This window comes from Pseudomonas sp. ANT_J28 (genome assembly GCF_008370005.1).
GTDB classification, from domain to species: domain Bacteria; phylum Pseudomonadota; class Gammaproteobacteria; order Pseudomonadales; family Pseudomonadaceae; genus Aquipseudomonas; species Aquipseudomonas frigoris.
The window spans coordinates 83,195-97,801 of the sequence record NZ_VOBM01000020.1 but is presented as its reverse complement, the minus strand read 5'-3'; the positions used below and the strand labels follow the sequence as shown (position 1 = coordinate 97,801).

At 60.8% G+C, this 14,607-nt stretch carries 16 protein-coding genes; 8 read left to right on the top strand and 8 right to left on the bottom strand.

The window, feature by feature from the left end; translation table 11 throughout:
- The first annotated feature begins 5 nt into the window (after positions 1-5).
- The 4 genes from FQ187_RS16015 to FQ187_RS16000 are packed head-to-tail and all read left to right on the top strand — an operon-like array spanning position 6 to position 2,787.
- Positions 6-890, top strand: a complete 885-nt coding sequence (locus FQ187_RS16015; protein WP_149630259.1) for a type II secretion system F family protein — start codon at positions 6-8, stop codon at positions 888-890.
- The gene (locus tag FQ187_RS16010; RefSeq protein ID WP_149630246.1) at positions 887-1,777 is read left to right on the top strand and encodes a type II secretion system F family protein; all 891 of its coding nucleotides are present in this window, start codon (positions 887-889) and stop codon (positions 1,775-1,777) included. Before FQ187_RS16015 ends, FQ187_RS16010 begins: the two co-directional genes overlap by 4 nt.
- A gap of 10 nt (positions 1,778-1,787) precedes the next feature.
- The gene (locus FQ187_RS16005; protein WP_149630245.1) at positions 1,788-2,498 is read left to right on the top strand and encodes a hypothetical protein; all 711 of its coding nucleotides are present in this window, start codon (positions 1,788-1,790) and stop codon (positions 2,496-2,498) included.
- A 13-nt stretch (positions 2,499-2,511) separates the two neighbouring features.
- On the top strand, positions 2,512-2,787 hold the full coding sequence (locus FQ187_RS16000) for a DUF3613 domain-containing protein (protein WP_149630244.1): 276 nt from the start codon (positions 2,512-2,514) through the stop codon (positions 2,785-2,787).
- A 44-nt stretch (positions 2,788-2,831) separates the two neighbouring features.
- On the opposite strand, the gene FQ187_RS15995 is transcribed toward FQ187_RS16000, so the two are convergent.
- Together FQ187_RS15995 and FQ187_RS15990 are read right to left on the bottom strand one after the other, a co-directional pair.
- Complete coding sequence (locus tag FQ187_RS15995; RefSeq protein WP_149630243.1) at positions 2,832-3,614, bottom strand: response regulator transcription factor; 783 nt, start codon at positions 3,612-3,614, stop codon at positions 2,832-2,834.
- A 106-nt stretch (positions 3,615-3,720) separates the two neighbouring features.
- Positions 3,721-4,191, bottom strand: a complete 471-nt coding sequence (locus FQ187_RS15990) for a prepilin peptidase (RefSeq protein ID WP_149630242.1) — start codon at positions 4,189-4,191, stop codon at positions 3,721-3,723.
- 75 nt (positions 4,192-4,266) lie between these two features.
- Between FQ187_RS15990 and FQ187_RS15985 the strand changes: the two genes are divergently transcribed.
- Complete coding sequence (locus tag FQ187_RS15985; protein ID WP_149630241.1) at positions 4,267-4,707, top strand: TadE/TadG family type IV pilus assembly protein; 441 nt, start codon at positions 4,267-4,269, stop codon at positions 4,705-4,707.
- Positions 4,704-7,457 carry an ATP-binding protein gene (locus FQ187_RS15980; protein WP_149630240.1) on the top strand — a complete coding sequence of 918 codons (2,754 nt, stop codon included), beginning with the start codon at positions 4,704-4,706 and terminating at the stop codon, positions 7,455-7,457. Before FQ187_RS15985 ends, FQ187_RS15980 begins: the two co-directional genes overlap by 4 nt.
- Here FQ187_RS15980 and FQ187_RS15975 read toward each other — a convergent pair.
- The 5 genes from FQ187_RS15975 to FQ187_RS15955 form a co-directional block, all read right to left on the bottom strand.
- Positions 7,427-9,409, bottom strand: coding sequence for a pilus assembly protein TadG-related protein (locus FQ187_RS15975; protein ID WP_149630239.1), 1,983 nt, complete (start codon positions 9,407-9,409; stop codon positions 7,427-7,429). The two genes, FQ187_RS15980 and FQ187_RS15975, sit on opposite strands and share 31 nt — an antisense overlap.
- 151 nt (positions 9,410-9,560) lie before the next feature.
- Positions 9,561-10,118, bottom strand: a complete 558-nt coding sequence (locus tag FQ187_RS15970; protein WP_149630238.1) for a DUF4136 domain-containing protein — start codon at positions 10,116-10,118, stop codon at positions 9,561-9,563.
- Between the two features lie 54 nt (positions 10,119-10,172).
- Positions 10,173-10,787, bottom strand: coding sequence for a DUF4136 domain-containing protein (locus tag FQ187_RS15965; RefSeq protein ID WP_149630237.1), 615 nt, complete (start codon positions 10,785-10,787; stop codon positions 10,173-10,175).
- 12 nt (positions 10,788-10,799) lie between these two features.
- Positions 10,800-11,549: a methyltransferase domain-containing protein gene (locus tag FQ187_RS15960; protein WP_149630236.1), complete on the bottom strand. Its 750-nt coding sequence runs from the start codon at positions 11,547-11,549 to the stop codon at positions 10,800-10,802.
- The gene (locus FQ187_RS15955; RefSeq protein WP_149630235.1) at positions 11,549-11,851 is read right to left on the bottom strand and encodes a MazG-like family protein; all 303 of its coding nucleotides are present in this window, start codon (positions 11,849-11,851) and stop codon (positions 11,549-11,551) included. Before FQ187_RS15955 ends, FQ187_RS15960 begins: the two co-directional genes overlap by 1 nt.
- Before the next feature lie 162 nt (positions 11,852-12,013).
- Between FQ187_RS15955 and FQ187_RS15950 the strand changes: the two genes are divergently transcribed.
- Together FQ187_RS15950 and FQ187_RS15945 are read left to right on the top strand one after the other, a co-directional pair.
- On the top strand, positions 12,014-12,307 hold the full coding sequence (locus FQ187_RS15950; RefSeq protein WP_109627794.1) for a hypothetical protein: 294 nt from the start codon (positions 12,014-12,016) through the stop codon (positions 12,305-12,307).
- A gap of 65 nt (positions 12,308-12,372) precedes the next feature.
- Positions 12,373-13,722 carry an MATE family efflux transporter gene (locus FQ187_RS15945; protein ID WP_149630234.1) on the top strand — a complete coding sequence of 450 codons (1,350 nt, stop codon included), beginning with the start codon at positions 12,373-12,375 and terminating at the stop codon, positions 13,720-13,722.
- On the opposite strand, the gene FQ187_RS15940 is transcribed toward FQ187_RS15945, so the two are convergent.
- On the bottom strand, positions 13,716-14,591 hold the full coding sequence (locus FQ187_RS15940) for an alpha/beta hydrolase (protein ID WP_149630233.1): 876 nt from the start codon (positions 14,589-14,591) through the stop codon (positions 13,716-13,718). The two genes, FQ187_RS15945 and FQ187_RS15940, sit on opposite strands and share 7 nt — an antisense overlap.
- Positions 14,592-14,607: the final 16 nt, after the last annotated feature.

Genomic DNA, 14,607 nt, shown 5'->3' with positions numbered 1-14,607 from the left:
ACGGCATGCTCAAACCGGTGCTGCTCATCCTCGTTTGCCTGGCCTTGCTCGGACTGTCGATCCGTCTGTTTTATCGCGGTTTGCGCCAGACCGGCACCGAGCGGGTGCTGGGACGCCTGACCCAGGGGCAACCGCAGCCGGCGCTGACGAAAACCTCCTGGGTCGGTCTGGATCGGACCTTTCTGCGGGCCGGCCTTGGGCGTCCCTCCGCGCATCTGGGGGGGTGGCTGCTGCTCTGGACCTTTGGCATCTTGCTCGGATTTGCTACCGGTGGCTGGGTCGGCTTGCTGGCTCTGTTACTGCTGCCGCCATTGATTCTGCGTCTGTATGTCAATTGGCGTTATCAGCGCCGACTCCAGCGCATGATCGAACAACTGCCACAAATGCTCGATCACACCGTGCGCAGTCTGAAGTCCGGGCGCACCCTGGCCGATGCGGTGCTGGGCGCCATCGACGCCGCCGAAGATCCGCTGAAAAATGCCATGGGCCGGGTTCAGCGCAACGTGCAGCTGGGGGTCAGCCTGCCGGATGCCGCGGCTGACCTCGCCGAGCTGTATGAGAAAGACGAACTTCGCCTGTTCGCACTCGGTTTGAAGGTCAATCATCGCTATGGCGGCAATGCCAGCGAATTACTGGAAAACCTGATCAAGATGATCCGTGAGCGCGAGCAGGCTGCGCGCCAACTCAGGGCCATGACCGGTGAAACCCGGGTGACCGCGTGGGTCCTGGGCTGCCTGCCGATTGGCCTGGCCGGCTATTTCCTCGCGACCAACCCTCATTACTTGCTCGCCATGTGGCACGACCCTTCGGGGCAAATCATGCTCGCGTCCGCGTTCGGCTTGCAGGTGGTCGGCAGCCTGGCACTCTGGCACATGTTGCGCAGCGTATGAAAGTGCCTTTGCTGATCTGCGCATTGCTGTTTCTGGGGGCAACGTTGTTGCTGCTCAGCGGTTTGCTGGAACACCGTCGGCGGGTTCGCCAGGTGGCGCAACGACTCGACGGCAAACTGGCGAGCGACAACCGGGTGAATCAGTGGCTGCAGGTGCTGGGCAGCAGCCGGATCGGTCAGCGCTCGGTCAACCTGGATAACGAAACCCAGGCATTGCTTAACCGTCTCGGCTGGCGCAGCGCCCGGCGACGCTCACTGTTCGCGGCGTTCCAGGTAGGCGCCCCGGTGCTGGCCCTGGCCCTGACCTTGCTGATCCAGGGCGTGTTCTTCCCTCACACAGACAACCACTGGATGGCCCCGGTGTTCGCCACCGGCATTGGCTATCTGTTGCCCAAACGGTTGCTGGCCGCTGCCGCGCAGCGTCGGCAGAAACACCTGGCGAGCGAGATTTCCACCTTCATTCCGCTGCTGCGCATCCTGTTCGAATCGGGCATGGCGGTGGAGCAGTCGCTGCGCGTGTTGAGCAATGAAGGCAAACAATTATTGCCGGCCCTGACCCATGAATTGCGTCTGGTATTGGCCCGGGTCGATTCCGGCCTGGAACTGGGCGAAGAACTGCACAAAGCCACCCGATTGCTGGCCGTCGACGAGTTCACCGATACCTGCGTCATCCTTGAGCAGTTGATCCATCAGGGGGGCGGTGCGATGAAATCCCTGCTGACCCTCAAGCAATTGCTCGATGACCGGCGCCTGACGCGCTTGCAGGAATACATCTCCAAACTGTCCGCCAAAATGTCCGTCGTGATGATGCTGTTTCTCTTCCCGGCGTTATTGATCGTACTGGCCGGCCCGGGTTTCACCGCCCTGTCCCATGCCTTTGGTTCTTAGAGGGATCGTTATGAAAGCAATAATTGCCGGTTTGACTCTGCTGTTGTTAGGCGGTTGCGCGAGCAACGGCGCGACGCCCTGGAGCGCCCTGACCAACACGGCCAGTTGCGGCAAGCTGACCTCCGAGGAACAGCTGTCGCTGAACCTTGCCGATGACATGGCCAATGACGGCAAACTGCACGCCAGCCTCGCCAACCTGCAAAGCCTGCCCGACAACCTGGCCGACGTGCGCCTGCGCAAGGCCAAGGTCTATCGACTGCTGGGCCGTAGCGAAGCCGAGCCGTTGTACCGTAGCCTGCTCGGCAGTTGCCTGGCCGCCGAAGCCGAGCACGGCCTGGGCCAACTCGCAGCCGCCAAGGGCGACAACGGCCTGGCACAAGCCCACTTGCAACGGGCTGCACGGCTAGCGCCGACCGACGAGAAAATCCGCAACGACCTCGGTGTGGTGTACCTCAATCAATTACGCGTCGAGGATGCGCGCTTTGAATTCCTGACGGCCATGGAACTCAAGCAAAGCGATCAACTGGCAGCGTTGAATCTGGTGACGCTGCTGATCTATCAGGACGACTGGAGCCGCGCGGCCGAACTCGTCAGCCGTCTCGGCCTGAGCCCCGCCCAAGTCACCGAAGCCCAGGCCCGCGCGCAAAGACTCAAGACACCGGGCAAGTCAGGCCCGACCGCCGTAAACCAGGTCGCTGTCGCCACACCAACGCTTCAATAAGGAGAGGTTTTTGATGAAACCGACCATCCTCTGCTGCCTCGGCCTGCTGGCCCTGCCCCTCACCACTCACGCCATTGACCCCGGTCCCGCCTCGGCCCAACAACAGGAAACCGAAGGCTGGCTGCAATTGCAAAGCAGTAACAAGGCGGCTTCCCAGAAACCGCAAACCTCAACCGCGACCGAGCGCGACCTGAGCATGCAGCGCTGGTTGAAGAGCTATCAGCATGAGATCCCGGCGTACTTTGATCAGTATGAGAGCGGGAAGGTGGACAGTGGGACGGGGGGGTAGTCTTGGTCCGGGAATTGGACGCTTGGGGGGACACCAACAAAAACCTAATGCGCAGTCACCCCCTGACGCAATCCAGAATGACCGGGTAACAAGGCCAGCGCCAACTGCGTCCGATTATGCATATGCGTCAACCGCAAAACCTGCGACACATAAAGCTTCACCGTGTTCTCGGTAATCCCCAACTCACAGGCAATCTGATAATTCGTCTGCCCCTTCCCCACCAACCGCGCCACATCCAACTGCCTGGGCGACAGCTGACTGAAAATCGCCGGAATCTCAACCCGATCCACAGCACTGACATCGTCATCCGTGGAAACCGACAACCGAGGCCCACGCCGAACCTTATCCAGATCCTGATACAGATCATCGATCGACTCGGCAAGATACTGCAGCTTCTGATCCAGATGCCCCAGCTGCACACTCTTCTGCCGTTCCTGCAAAACCACTGCCTGACGCGCAATCCCTTCGAGCAACTCGCCCAGATTAATCGGCTTCTGGTAGTAATCGGCAAACCCGGCCCGCAAAGCCTTGATCACATCCTGCTTGTCCGCACGCCCAGTGAGCATGATCGCTTCAAACACACGGTGCTTGCCGGATAACCGTTGCAGCTCCTGAACCAGTTGAATCCCGTCCAGACCGGGCATGTGCAAATCGCAAAGCACCAGACCAATCGCTTCGTCTTCATTGAAACGCTCGACTGCCTGTTTGCCAGTCTCGCAAGGAACGCAACGGTAACCGCGGCCTTCAAGAAACTCACAAAGCTGCGCGGCAATAAACGGCTGGTCGTCGACCACAAGGACTTTTACTGCCGAAGAAAGCTTGTTCACGTGCGACTCCCTGCGAGGTCAAAGTTGACCTAGTGACAGCCACAGGCTGTACAACTACTGAAATGAAAGTAGACGTACTTTCCGACTCTGTACATAGAACGGGCGATTAGTGAAACCAGGCGAGTGTGAGCAACAGGCCCACCAATACGAAGGGTGCAAAGGGCTGTTTCTTTGACATTCCAGGCCCCAGATATCGAAGATGATTTCTAAGCCCTTGGCCCATATGAAGCCAGACTCTTGGCGCCAGCAGCAGCCACAGCACACTGGCCAATCCGGCACCGATGAACACGCCGAGCAGGTGCATGCCGTCCGTCGCCAGCCCCAGGCCGGTCATCAGCTTCACATCGCCTGCACCCAAGCGTTTCAGCGCATAACCGGGCAATGTGAAAGCCAGCGCCAGCAAAAAAGCCCAGCCGCCCTGCACCGCCTCGGCCCCCAGCCAGGTAGTGCCCGTCCACAAGAGATACCCCAGCGCCACCCCCCCTGCGCCAAGGGTCAGGCCATTGGCGATGTGTCGTTCTCGAGCATCCTGTGCTGCGCATAGCGTCAGCCAGATCAGTAGTACAAAGCTCTGCATCCGGTAAAAAACGTCCGTTTTGGCTGAATGATTCTATGCTGATATCACGTCGTGAATAACAGGGTAGACGCAGTCATGAAAATAGGCCTCCCCCGTAAGCAAAAAGGCGCTGTAGCGATTGAATTCGCTTTGGTGTTTCTCATCTTTTTCGCCGTGTTCTATGGAATTGTCACTTACAGCTTGCCGCTGTTGCTGATGCAATCGTTCACCCAGTCGACCGCCGAAGCGGTGCGCCGAAGCGTGGCGCTGGATCCGACCACCCCCGGATACGACACCGCGGTAAAAACCGTTGCCACGACAGAACTGAGCCGACAGTTGGCCTGGATTCCTGCCGCACTGAATTTCAATGTCGCCACCGACGCCAGCGCCACCTACGTGGGCGGGGTGTTGAAGGTCAGCATCAACTACCCCACCAGCAAACTGCAGCAGGTCATCCCGTTTCTGAACGTGCCGGGAATTGGCCGAGTGCCCAATCTGCCGGCAAACCTCACCGCCAGTTCGAGCCTGCAATTTTGAGTTCCGCAGACAAACTCTTCGGGCGCCTGCTCAACCGCCATCCGCCTCAACCAGTGGACACGCCAGACACCCTGAGCGTGCAAAGTGTCGGTTTGCAGATGCATCTGGATGCCGAAGGTCGCGTGACTCACCTGACCGGCCCGCTGCGGCATGCGCTGGCCCAGCAGACGCCCGCGGCGCAAGCACCGCACCTGCTCGATTTCCTCATGCCCCACAGCTGCCTCGCCGTTGAAGGCGCGCCCGTCGACTGGCAGGGACAGTCTCTGGACCTGGACTTCTACAGCCTCAACGGACAACCCCTGCAGCTGCGTGGCTGGGTCCAGCCGTTGGCCGATGCCTGGTTGTTGCAGTTGCTGGACATCGCAGACTTGTTGCTCGAACGTCGACAATCACGCAGCCGTGAGCAATGCCAATTACTTGCAGCGCAGATCGGCGAACAGCTGCGCCGGTGCAACCTGACGCGCCTTTCCGAGGTGTTGGTGGAACAGCTGCAAGGCCTGGCGCAGTGTTTCCACATGCCATGCATTGCGGTGGCGTTGCTCGATGAACAGGAAGAAGGCTGGCAGATACACCAGCATTACGCGGCCTTCGATGCGCCCCAGCTGTGGCAAAACGCTCAGCGCCTGGGCGCGGGGCTCGACAGTCTGAACGGCTCTGCGCCGCAACGCCTGACGCCCGCTGAACATCCCCGTTTGCAAGGCACCTTCGGTAATGCCGAAGGGTTCGCGGTGCCCTATCACGATGCTCGGGGTGTGGCCGCCTGGTTGCTGTGTGGCGTTTATCCGGTGCAGCAACATGCACCCGACATGAATGATCGCGACTGGTTGCAACTCACCGCCGCGCTGGCAGGCCCGCTGCTTGAGCGCTTGCGCGAGCACCGGCACCTTCTGCAACTGGAACGGCTGGAGTCGCTGCAAGCCTTGCTCGGCACCGGATGGTGGGAGGTATTCCGCGACAGTCGCGAGGTGCAATTGGCGCCGTCGCTGGCCAGTAACCTGAACCTTGCGATCGATCGTTTGCCGCTGCACGACTGGCTTGATCGGGTGCACCCCGCAGACCGGGAAGAGCTGAGCAGTCGTCTGCAAGCCTTGCAAGACGACGGTACCCCGCTGCTGCTGTGCGTGCGTTTGGCACAAACACCGAACTGGTATCGCCTGCAGGGCCAGGTTCTGGGCACCGGTAAAAGCCGGCGGTTGGTGGGCTTCATGCTCGACATCAGCGACATCAAAAACCAGGAGCAAAACGCCGCGGCGGCCCATGCCCGACTGGACAACCTGATCGCCAGCTCACCGGCAGTGATCTACGTGCAACGCTATGACGAAGGTGCGCTGCAACCGACGTTTTTCAGTGACAGCCTACTGCCGCTGCTCGGCTGGACACTGGCTGATTGCGCGGCGGGAGCCTTGGTTGAAAGGGTCCACCCGGATGACCGCGATCGGTATTTCGAACGTACCCGACATTTGCTGCGTGAAGGTTCGGTGCGCGCCCGCTATCGGCTGCGCGACAGTCGCGGCGAATACCACTGGCTACTCGATGAAGCCAAGCTACTGCGCGACGACCTTGGCTTGCCGGTGGAGGCCGTCGGCCTGTGGCTGGACGTCACCGAAGCAACCCTGGCCGCCGAACAGGTGAAACAGAGTGAAGAACGCTACCGGATCCTGGTGGAAGACTCTCCGGCGATGATCTGCCGCTACCGCCCGGACCTGACCCTGATCTTCGGCAACCGCCCGCTGGCGACTTACCTGGAGTGCCAACCCGAGCAACTGCCCGGGGTGAATCTGGGCAGCTGGATGTCGCAGGAACAGCGCGAAGCGTTTCTCCAGCGGCTCAGCCAACTCAGCCCGGAATTCCCGGTCAGCACCGCGGAAATCAACCTGCAACTGCCGGGACGGGAACATGCCTGGTGGGTGTGGTCGGATCGCGGGGTGTTCGATGAGCACGGCCATTTGCTGGAGATTCAGGCCGTGGGGCGCGACAACACCGAGGTCCGCCGCGCCCAGCAGCAGCTCACCCAAAGTGCAAAAATGGCCACCCTCGGTGAAATGGCCACAGGGCTGGCCCATGAAATCAATCAGCCGTTGAATGTGATGCGCATGGCCATCGTCAACGTGCTCAAGCGTCTGAGCAACGGCGATGCGCAGATCGACTACCTGACCGACAAGCTCAACCGCATCGATGCACAGGTCCAGCGCGCCGCGCGGGTGGTGGATCACATGCGGGTGTTTGGCCGCCGCTCGGAGATCGAGCAGCATCCGTTTAATCCGGCGCAAGCCATCGAAGGCACGCTGTCGCTGCTGGCCGAAGGGATGCGCGGCAAAGGGGTCGATCTGCGGGTCAACGAGACCGGCTTTGACGTGCAAGTGCGCGGTTACGTCGATCAGCTCGAACAGGTGTTGATCAATCTGATGGTCAACGCTCGGGATGCGTTGCTCGGCAAACGCGAGGCCGACCGCGAGTTCAAACCGTGGATCTCGGTGTACGCCGAACGTGATGCGTATTCGGTGCGGCTGTGGGTCGAGGACAACGGCGGCGGTATCGATCCCAGGCTACTGGAGCGGATCTTCGAGCCGTTCTTCACCACTAAACCCGTGGGTGTCGGCACCGGGCTCGGGTTGTCGGTGAGTTACGGCATCGTCGAGAACATGGGCGGAAAACTGAGCGTCAGAAACTCGGTCGAGGGCGCACGGTTTTGTATCGAACTGCCGATTGCCGCCAACGATCAGATTGCCAGCGTCGCTCGTCCTGAGTGACAACTGAGGTTGGCGCCGACATCGACCTTGTTCAGATCGATTCCCAGACTGAGCAGCAGTGTGTTGATCAAGGTGTCGAGTAACGGGCTGAGCACGCCGTTGATCGCGTTGACCAGCAATGTGGTGACAGTGCTGAGGATCGCCCCCAGACCACCGACCAGACTGCCCGTCGGGCCGTACATGTTGACCTTGATATTGGTCGCCGTGTCGGTAAGGCTGCTGACGATATTGCTGGTGGAATAGGAATAGTAGAACGGTGGCTGGTTGATCTCCGGCAGGCTGGTGGCCGGCGGTGCGGAATAGACGTGGAGCATGTTGGCGTTCTGCACGACGGTCGTGTCGGCCATGATACTGATGCCGCCGCCGACGCCCGGAATCCGTGGGTCGCAGGAGATGGGCAGGAGCAGAATCCTCAGACAGGTTTTCACCCCGATATCGATCACCTTCAACGGCTGCACCACTACCGCCGGTGGCGTGGTGTTGCTGCCGAAAGCGGTGGCTGGATCGATCTTGCCGATCTTCAGATTTACCAGCGAAGTGCTGGTGTTGGTGGTCAGGGTTTTGTTGGTGGTACTGACGCAACTGTAGGCAGTGACATAGCTGTTGGCGCTGGCAACGTCCAGCGCCACGTCGATACGTATCGGTGGCGGCAGCACGATGATGTCGGGAGTCTGACAGGGCACGAGCAAGGCACAAGTCAGTGAATCGAGCACTGCCACCAGGTTGAGATTGAGCAAGGCGTTGAGTGTGTTGGTCAGCGGGCCTGCCAGATCAGCCGCCGCATTGATCAGCGCCACGATGGAGTTGAGCACCGGCAAGTCGATCGACAGCAATGTCCTGATCTGGGCAGTTTGCACATAGATCCGGTTGGGCCCCAAAGGCGCGAGCGCGGCGTTTTTCGGATTGCCAATGGCTGACAGCTGCGGAGGCTCCAGCACCTGCACCCGGGCGGTGATTTGCGCCAGGCCCGCCAGATTGATCGGCAACGTCGCCACCAGGCCGTTTTTCTTGTTGGCCAGTTGCACGACGGCTTCGATCAGGTCGAACACTTTCAGGTTGGTCGCCAGCGCCGTCACGGTGCTGCCAGCCTCGACGTGCAGCACGTTGCCGAGTACGACGGTGGTTGCGCCTGCCGCGATCTTCAGCGCTTGAAGACTGGCAATGGTTGCGGTCGCGCCGAGTGTGCCGCCGGGGTCCAGCACATTGACGGCAGTCTGGATCAGCTGGCTGACGGCAATCGTATTGCCCAATACCTGGTTATACCCGGCAGCGCTGAGGTTAAGGTCGACCTTCAATCGATCAAGGTAGCCGAGCAGGCTGATGTTGGTGTTCACCAGTCCGTTCCAGCCCGCCCCGTTGATGTTCAGGTTGCCCCCGAGCAAACCACCGAACAGTGCGTTGAGCGTGGCCGATTTGCTGGTGTCGACGCTCAACGTCGTGCTGCGCAGGGTCAGCGAAGCCTGCGGTGGCGGTAATGCGGCGACAGCGCTGGCCGTCAGGTTGATGGTCGCTGCGCGTGGAGCGCCGCCGAACAGGGCGCCGACACCGCCGGCAAAACTCTGCTGGACCGAATGGCTGGCGATCACCCGAATGGCTTCGCTCTTGCTCGGGTCTGTGCCAAATACTTGAAGGTTATTGGCATCCAAGTTCAAGGCACCGCAAGCGACCAACAGGTTGCGATTGGGGTCAGGAAGGGTAAAGCCGTTACGGTTTGCGCTGGCGGTGGCATAGACGGTGGCGGTGTTGCCAGCGGCGCAATCACCACTTCGGGTGGAAGCTTCAAGTGCGGCCATGTCCGCTACGCGCTGCAGGTCGCGTTTTTCCAGGTACAAACGACCGCTGTCGACCACGACCAGCAAGAACATCAGGGCCATGCCCAATGTCAGCGCTGCCATCAAACCGATCGCCCCCCGTTGCCGGGACGGGCTGCGAAACTGCAAACGGGGAGACATCGCACACTCCTTTGCCGGTGCACAACCGAGGGCTACCTCCATGGGTGAACAGCAGTGTAGTCAAGACTTGGCTGGGGTGCTGGCAACATGCCAGTGCAGACAACAAAAAGCCTGCAGAAGCAAAGCTTGCTCCAGCAGGTTTTTGTGGTGTTTATTTGGGTGGGTAGTTGGCGAGAATTCGCCCCACCGTTTCACGTATCGCCATGCTGCGATCCGACGGGTTCGGTGTGCGGCTAAGTATCTGCTCGTCACTGCCGCGCCACACCAATTTGCCGTCCTTGCCATCGAGCAGGTCGATCTGGATGATCGCCACTTTGTAGCTGACGTTACGGGTTTCGTTGTACATCGGCCCGCCCCAGTAGCCGTTCCATGGATTACCCCAAGTGCCGCCGTAGTTGGTGGTGACTTGTTGCTGGCGCTGCTCGACGATCAGATAGGTCTGCACGCTCAAATCACCCTTTTTGCCACCGGCAGCCGGACGCAGGCCACGCTGATCCAGCTGATCGGTCACCGATTGGCGGATGCGTTGTTCAGTTAGGTCGCTCTTGATCCGTGGGTCATCGGGGCGATATTGCAGGGCGGGTTCTTTCCAGCTCCAGCTGCGATAGGCGGCGAAGTCGCGGCTGGCATCGAAGTCATGACTGACCTGGTTGCCGGCGCAGGCACTGAGCAGCGCGGCCACAGCCAGTAAAGCGAGACGGCGGAACATGATATTTCTCCGGTTGAAGACATGAACCTGCGCAATGCTTCTTAACGACAGAAGCTAACTAGGAGGATACGCCGACATCGCCTTTTCTACAGCCTCCCGAATCGCGTCGGCTCGCTCGCTCTGGCTGCCGCGATTGCTGGTTTCGGCGCTGGCACTCCACACCGGTTGACCACTCTGGGCGTCAAACAAATCAACCCGCACCACCACGACCTGTTCCTGATAAGTCCGAACGATCGGCACGGTGTTGTACATGCCGTAACCACTGCCGTAGCGGTTGTAACCGCCATAACCGCCGCCGGAATAACCATAGTCGTCCCGAACCTGACGCAGGCGGGTTTCCAGGTGCAGGTCGGCGCTGACAAACAGGTCGGCCGGGCGGTTATCGTGCAGCGGGCGCAAGCCACGTTGATCGAGGGCATTGCTGACAGCTTCGGCGACCTGCGCCGAATCCGCCCAGGCGCTGCCCGGCGGCAGTTGCCCGTTGAGCCAGGCCCAGCTGCGGTAGTGCCCGTAGTCGCGCGGCGGTGCCGGGTAGGCGCTGCGGTCAAAGGTGTTGGCCGCCTGAGGCGGCGCGGGTGGCAGGGGGTTGGATGACGCCACATAAGGGTTGCTGCCCTGACAGGCCGCCAACCCCAGACAGACCACCAATAACCCAGAACGACTGTTCATTTCGCGCTCCGATCAGACCGGCCGACAGATCCAGTGCAAGTAGCGCCCAAGCCCGGCAAAGCTTGGGTGACGGCGGTGGGCCAATTCCATTTCCAGCAAGTCCGCCAGTTCGACGCGGGCCTGGAATTCCACTGGCATGTAGTCGTGAAAAACCCGCACCCCGCTCTGGGTTTCGACCTGCCACAGGCCTTCAAGTTGCGCCGCCAGTTCGCGCGGATCAAGCGGCTGCTGCGGCGTCAGGCTTTGCTTTTCGCCAGCCATGTCGTTCTTGCGCATTTTGCGGAAATGGCCTTTGAGCAGGTTGCGATAGATCAACGCATCGCGGTTGTAGAAGGCCAGGGACAACCAGCCGTCTGACTTGGTCAATTGATGCAACACCGGCAGGATCGCATGCGGTTCGGCCAGCCATTCCAGCACGGCGTGGCACAGCACCAAGTCGTAGGGTTCGGTGAGTTGGCCGAGCAGATCCTGCCACGGCGCCTGAATGAACGTCGCCGTTTGCCCGGCGTCGGCAAAGCGTTGGCGGGCGCCCTCGAGCATCGGCTCGGCGGGCTCGGCCAGCGTGACCTCATGACCACGCTGGGCCAGCCACAACGACATGTGGCCCAGACCAGCACCGATATCCAGTACGCGTAAATGCCGGTCCGGCAAGGTTTCGGCCAAGTCGGCCTGAAGCACCGCCAGACGGATCGCGCCTTTGGCACCGCCGTAGATTTTTTCGGCGAAGCGGGTCGCCAGTTGATCGAAATGACGGTCGCTCATCAGCTGAACCTCCGTTCACTGTCCGCGAGTTTGCTGCGCACCACTTCATTCATGTCCAACCCCAACTCGCTGCACAGCAGCAGTAGATAGAGCACGATGTCACCGATTTCCTGCCCGGCATGGGCCAGTGTGTCCGCCGGCAATTGGCGCGACTGGTCTTCGGTCAGCCACTGGAAAATCTCCACCAGCTCGGACATTTCCACGCTCGCGGCCATGGCCAGGTTTTTCGGGCTGTGAAATGGCCGCCAGTCATTGCGGTCACGGATGGCGTGCAGGCGTTCGGTCAGTTCAACAAGGTTCATCGGGCTCTCCTGAAGGCGTATAGCTTCGGGGGGATGAGGAGTGAAGGCAAGCGCCAAGCGCTGCAAAACCACTATGCTTGGAGGGAACTCCCCACCCTGCTCGATAGCCCAAGGCTCAAGTCCGGCAACCACGCCACCACTTTCATCAAGGACGCTCACGACATGCAGGTAGAAAGTTTTTTCGAATGGCTCGGCCAGGCACTCGGTTCGGTTATCCGTTTCATCGTTGACGGCCTCAGCGGCTTGTTCAATCTGCTGAGCCACGCCGGCAGCAACTTTGTCGAAGGGCTGTCCCGTGCGCTGGGCATGGACACGTCGATCATCAGCATCATTGCGCTGATTTTGGGGTTGATGCTGTTGTGGTCGGCGATTCGGGCGTTCATGAATGCGTCGATCATCATGGGGATTATCTGGTTGCTGCTGGGGTTGTGGTTGTTGAGCTGGATAATCCACTGACACCCACAATGAATCGCGGCGGATTCTGATGTGTCGCTACAATGCCGCTCCCCCAAGGAGCCTGCATGTCCAACCTGATCGCCGACTGGCGCGACCGCCCTACCCATCGTCGAGTCTGGGCGCTCGCCGCGCCGATGATTCTCTCGAACATTTCCGTACCGCTGGTGGCGCTGGTCGACAGTACCGTCATCGGCCACTTGCCCCACGCCCATCAGTTGGGCGCCGTCGCGGTCGGGGCCAGCCTGTATACCTTTCTCGCCTGGGCCATGGGTTTTCTGCGCATGGGCACCACAGGGTTCGCCGCACAGGCCGCCGGGCGTGGGGACGGTGCGGCATTGCGGCAGATCTTGCTGCAGGGCCTGTTACTGGCCATGGGCCTGGCCATTGTCCTGGGAGCACTGGGTGTGCCGTTGAGTGGGGTCGCGCTGCATTTCATGCAGCCGTCAGCGGAGCTGGATCAGCTGACCCGCGAGTTTTTCCACACGCGCCTGTTCGGTTTGCCGGCAGCACTGGCCAGTTATGCGCTGGTCGGCTGGTTCCTCGGCACTCAGAACGCCCGGGCGCCGCTGGCCATTCTGCTGAGCACCAACCTGGTGAACATCGCGCTGAACCTGTGGTTCGTTCTCGGGCTGGAGTGGGGGGTGGTTGGTGCGGCCCGAGCGTCAGTGATCGCCGAATGGACCGGCGCGCTGATCGGCCTGCTGATGACCCGCAACGCCCTGCGCGCCTATCCCGGCCACATCGTCTGGGCCACGCTGGCGCTGTGGCAGAGCTGGCGACCACTATTGGCGGTCAACCGCGACATTTTCATCCGCAGCCTGGCGCTGCAATCGGTGTTTTTCCTGATCACCGTGCAAGGCGCACGATTGGGTGATGCCACCGTCGCCGCCAATGCGCTGCTGCTCAATGGTTTGCTGCTGACCGCCCATGCGCTGGACGGCCTGGCCCACGCGGTGGAAGCCCTTTGTGGGCATGCCATTGGTGCTCGCGATCGAGAGGCCTTGCGTCGTTCATTGGTGGTGGCTTGCGGTTGGTCGTTGCTGGCGAGCCTGGGTTTTGCCGTGATGTTCCTGTTCGCCGGGCATCTGTTTATCGAGATGCAGACCAACATTCAGAGCGTGCGCGACACGGCGTTCACCTACCTGCCCTACCTCGCCGCGCTGCCGCTGATTGCGGTCGGGAGTTACCTGCTCGACGGGTTGTTTATCGGCGCCACCCGGGCTCGGGAAATGCGCAACGGCATGCTGCTGACGGTGATTTTGTTGCTGCCGTTCGCTTGGGCGCTGCAAGGTTTGGGCAACCATGGACTGTGGATAACCTTTCTGCTGTTCATGTTGCTGCGCAGCCTGACCCTCGGCGCGTTTGCCTGGTACCTGCACAAAAACGACGGCTGGTTCGCCGGCAAAGCTCACTGAGTCGGCGTGGCTTTGACGAAGGCCGTGACCACATCCAGCACCGGGGCCAAACCGCGCATCGGCCGCGACAGCGTCGCCACCAGCGTGGCGTGGCTGGTGCGCGAGAAATACAGGTCCTGCACCGGCACGCCCGCCTCGCGCAGTTTGCGCGCCAGACCACCGGTGTTGCGGGCCGGGTTGACCAGTTCATCGTCGCTCGCCGCGATCAACAAGGCCGGTGGCGCGCCACGACTGACATGATTGATCGGCTGCGACCGGGGTGGTGAATCCGGCCAGAAAAACACCGGGCGCACCTGCGGATTCTTGATCGGCAGAAAATCATAAGGCCCGGCCAGGCCGATCCAGCCACGGAGGTTGTGCGGCGACAGACCCACCGCCCCCAGTAACGCGGGGTCCAGCGCCAGCATCGCGACGTTGTAGGCCCCGGAACTGTGGCCCATCAGGTACAACCGCTGTGGGCTCCCGGAATATTGACGAATGTGTTCATGGGTCCAGGCCACGGCCCGGGCACCATCTTCCAGGAACAGCGGATAACGCACCTGCGGGTACAACCGATAGTCCGCCAGCACCGCAACAATGCCCCGGGACGCCAGGGCCTCGCCGACAAAAGCGTAATCGCTGCGTGAACCGCTGTTCCAGCTGCCGCCGTAGAAAAACACCACCACCGGGGCGTTTTCCATGGGATGGCGCGGTGCATACACATCGAGTTTTTGCCGCGGGTCAGGACCGTAGGCAATGCCCTCGGTCTTGTCGTAGGTTGCGTCGGGAGTCAGCGCATTGAGCAACTTCAGCGGCGAGCACGCCGTCATCACGGCCAGCAATACGCCGCCGATTATCAGGTTGAACAAGCGCTGTGTGGTGCTCGCCATCGATGTCGAACCTCGT

Coding starts and splice junctions, on each gene's coding strand:
- FQ187_RS15965 (WP_149630237.1), bottom strand. CDS start 10,787: ATGAACAGTCGTTCTGGGTTATTGGTGGTCTGTCTGGGGTTGGCGGCC.
- FQ187_RS15950 (WP_109627794.1), top strand. CDS start 12,014: ATGCAGGTAGAAAGTTTTTTCGAATGGCTCGGCCAGGCACTCGGTTCG.
- FQ187_RS15945 (WP_149630234.1), top strand. CDS start 12,373: ATGTCCAACCTGATCGCCGACTGGCGCGACCGCCCTACCCATCGTCGA.
- FQ187_RS16010 (WP_149630246.1), top strand. CDS start 887: ATGAAAGTGCCTTTGCTGATCTGCGCATTGCTGTTTCTGGGGGCAACG.
- FQ187_RS15960 (WP_149630236.1), bottom strand. CDS start 11,549: ATGAGCGACCGTCATTTCGATCAACTGGCGACCCGCTTCGCCGAAAAA.
- FQ187_RS15990 (WP_149630242.1), bottom strand. CDS start 4,191: ATGCAGAGCTTTGTACTACTGATCTGGCTGACGCTATGCGCAGCACAG.
- FQ187_RS16000 (WP_149630244.1), top strand. CDS start 2,512: ATGAAACCGACCATCCTCTGCTGCCTCGGCCTGCTGGCCCTGCCCCTC.
- FQ187_RS15985 (WP_149630241.1), top strand. CDS start 4,267: ATGAAAATAGGCCTCCCCCGTAAGCAAAAAGGCGCTGTAGCGATTGAA.
- FQ187_RS16005 (WP_149630245.1), top strand. CDS start 1,788: ATGAAAGCAATAATTGCCGGTTTGACTCTGCTGTTGTTAGGCGGTTGC.
- FQ187_RS15940 (WP_149630233.1), bottom strand. CDS start 14,591: ATGGCGAGCACCACACAGCGCTTGTTCAACCTGATAATCGGCGGCGTA.
- FQ187_RS16015 (WP_149630259.1), top strand. CDS start 6: ATGCTCAAACCGGTGCTGCTCATCCTCGTTTGCCTGGCCTTGCTCGGA.
- FQ187_RS15970 (WP_149630238.1), bottom strand. CDS start 10,118: ATGTTCCGCCGTCTCGCTTTACTGGCTGTGGCCGCGCTGCTCAGTGCC.
- FQ187_RS15975 (WP_149630239.1), bottom strand. CDS start 9,409: ATGTCTCCCCGTTTGCAGTTTCGCAGCCCGTCCCGGCAACGGGGGGCG.
- FQ187_RS15955 (WP_149630235.1), bottom strand. CDS start 11,851: ATGAACCTTGTTGAACTGACCGAACGCCTGCACGCCATCCGTGACCGC.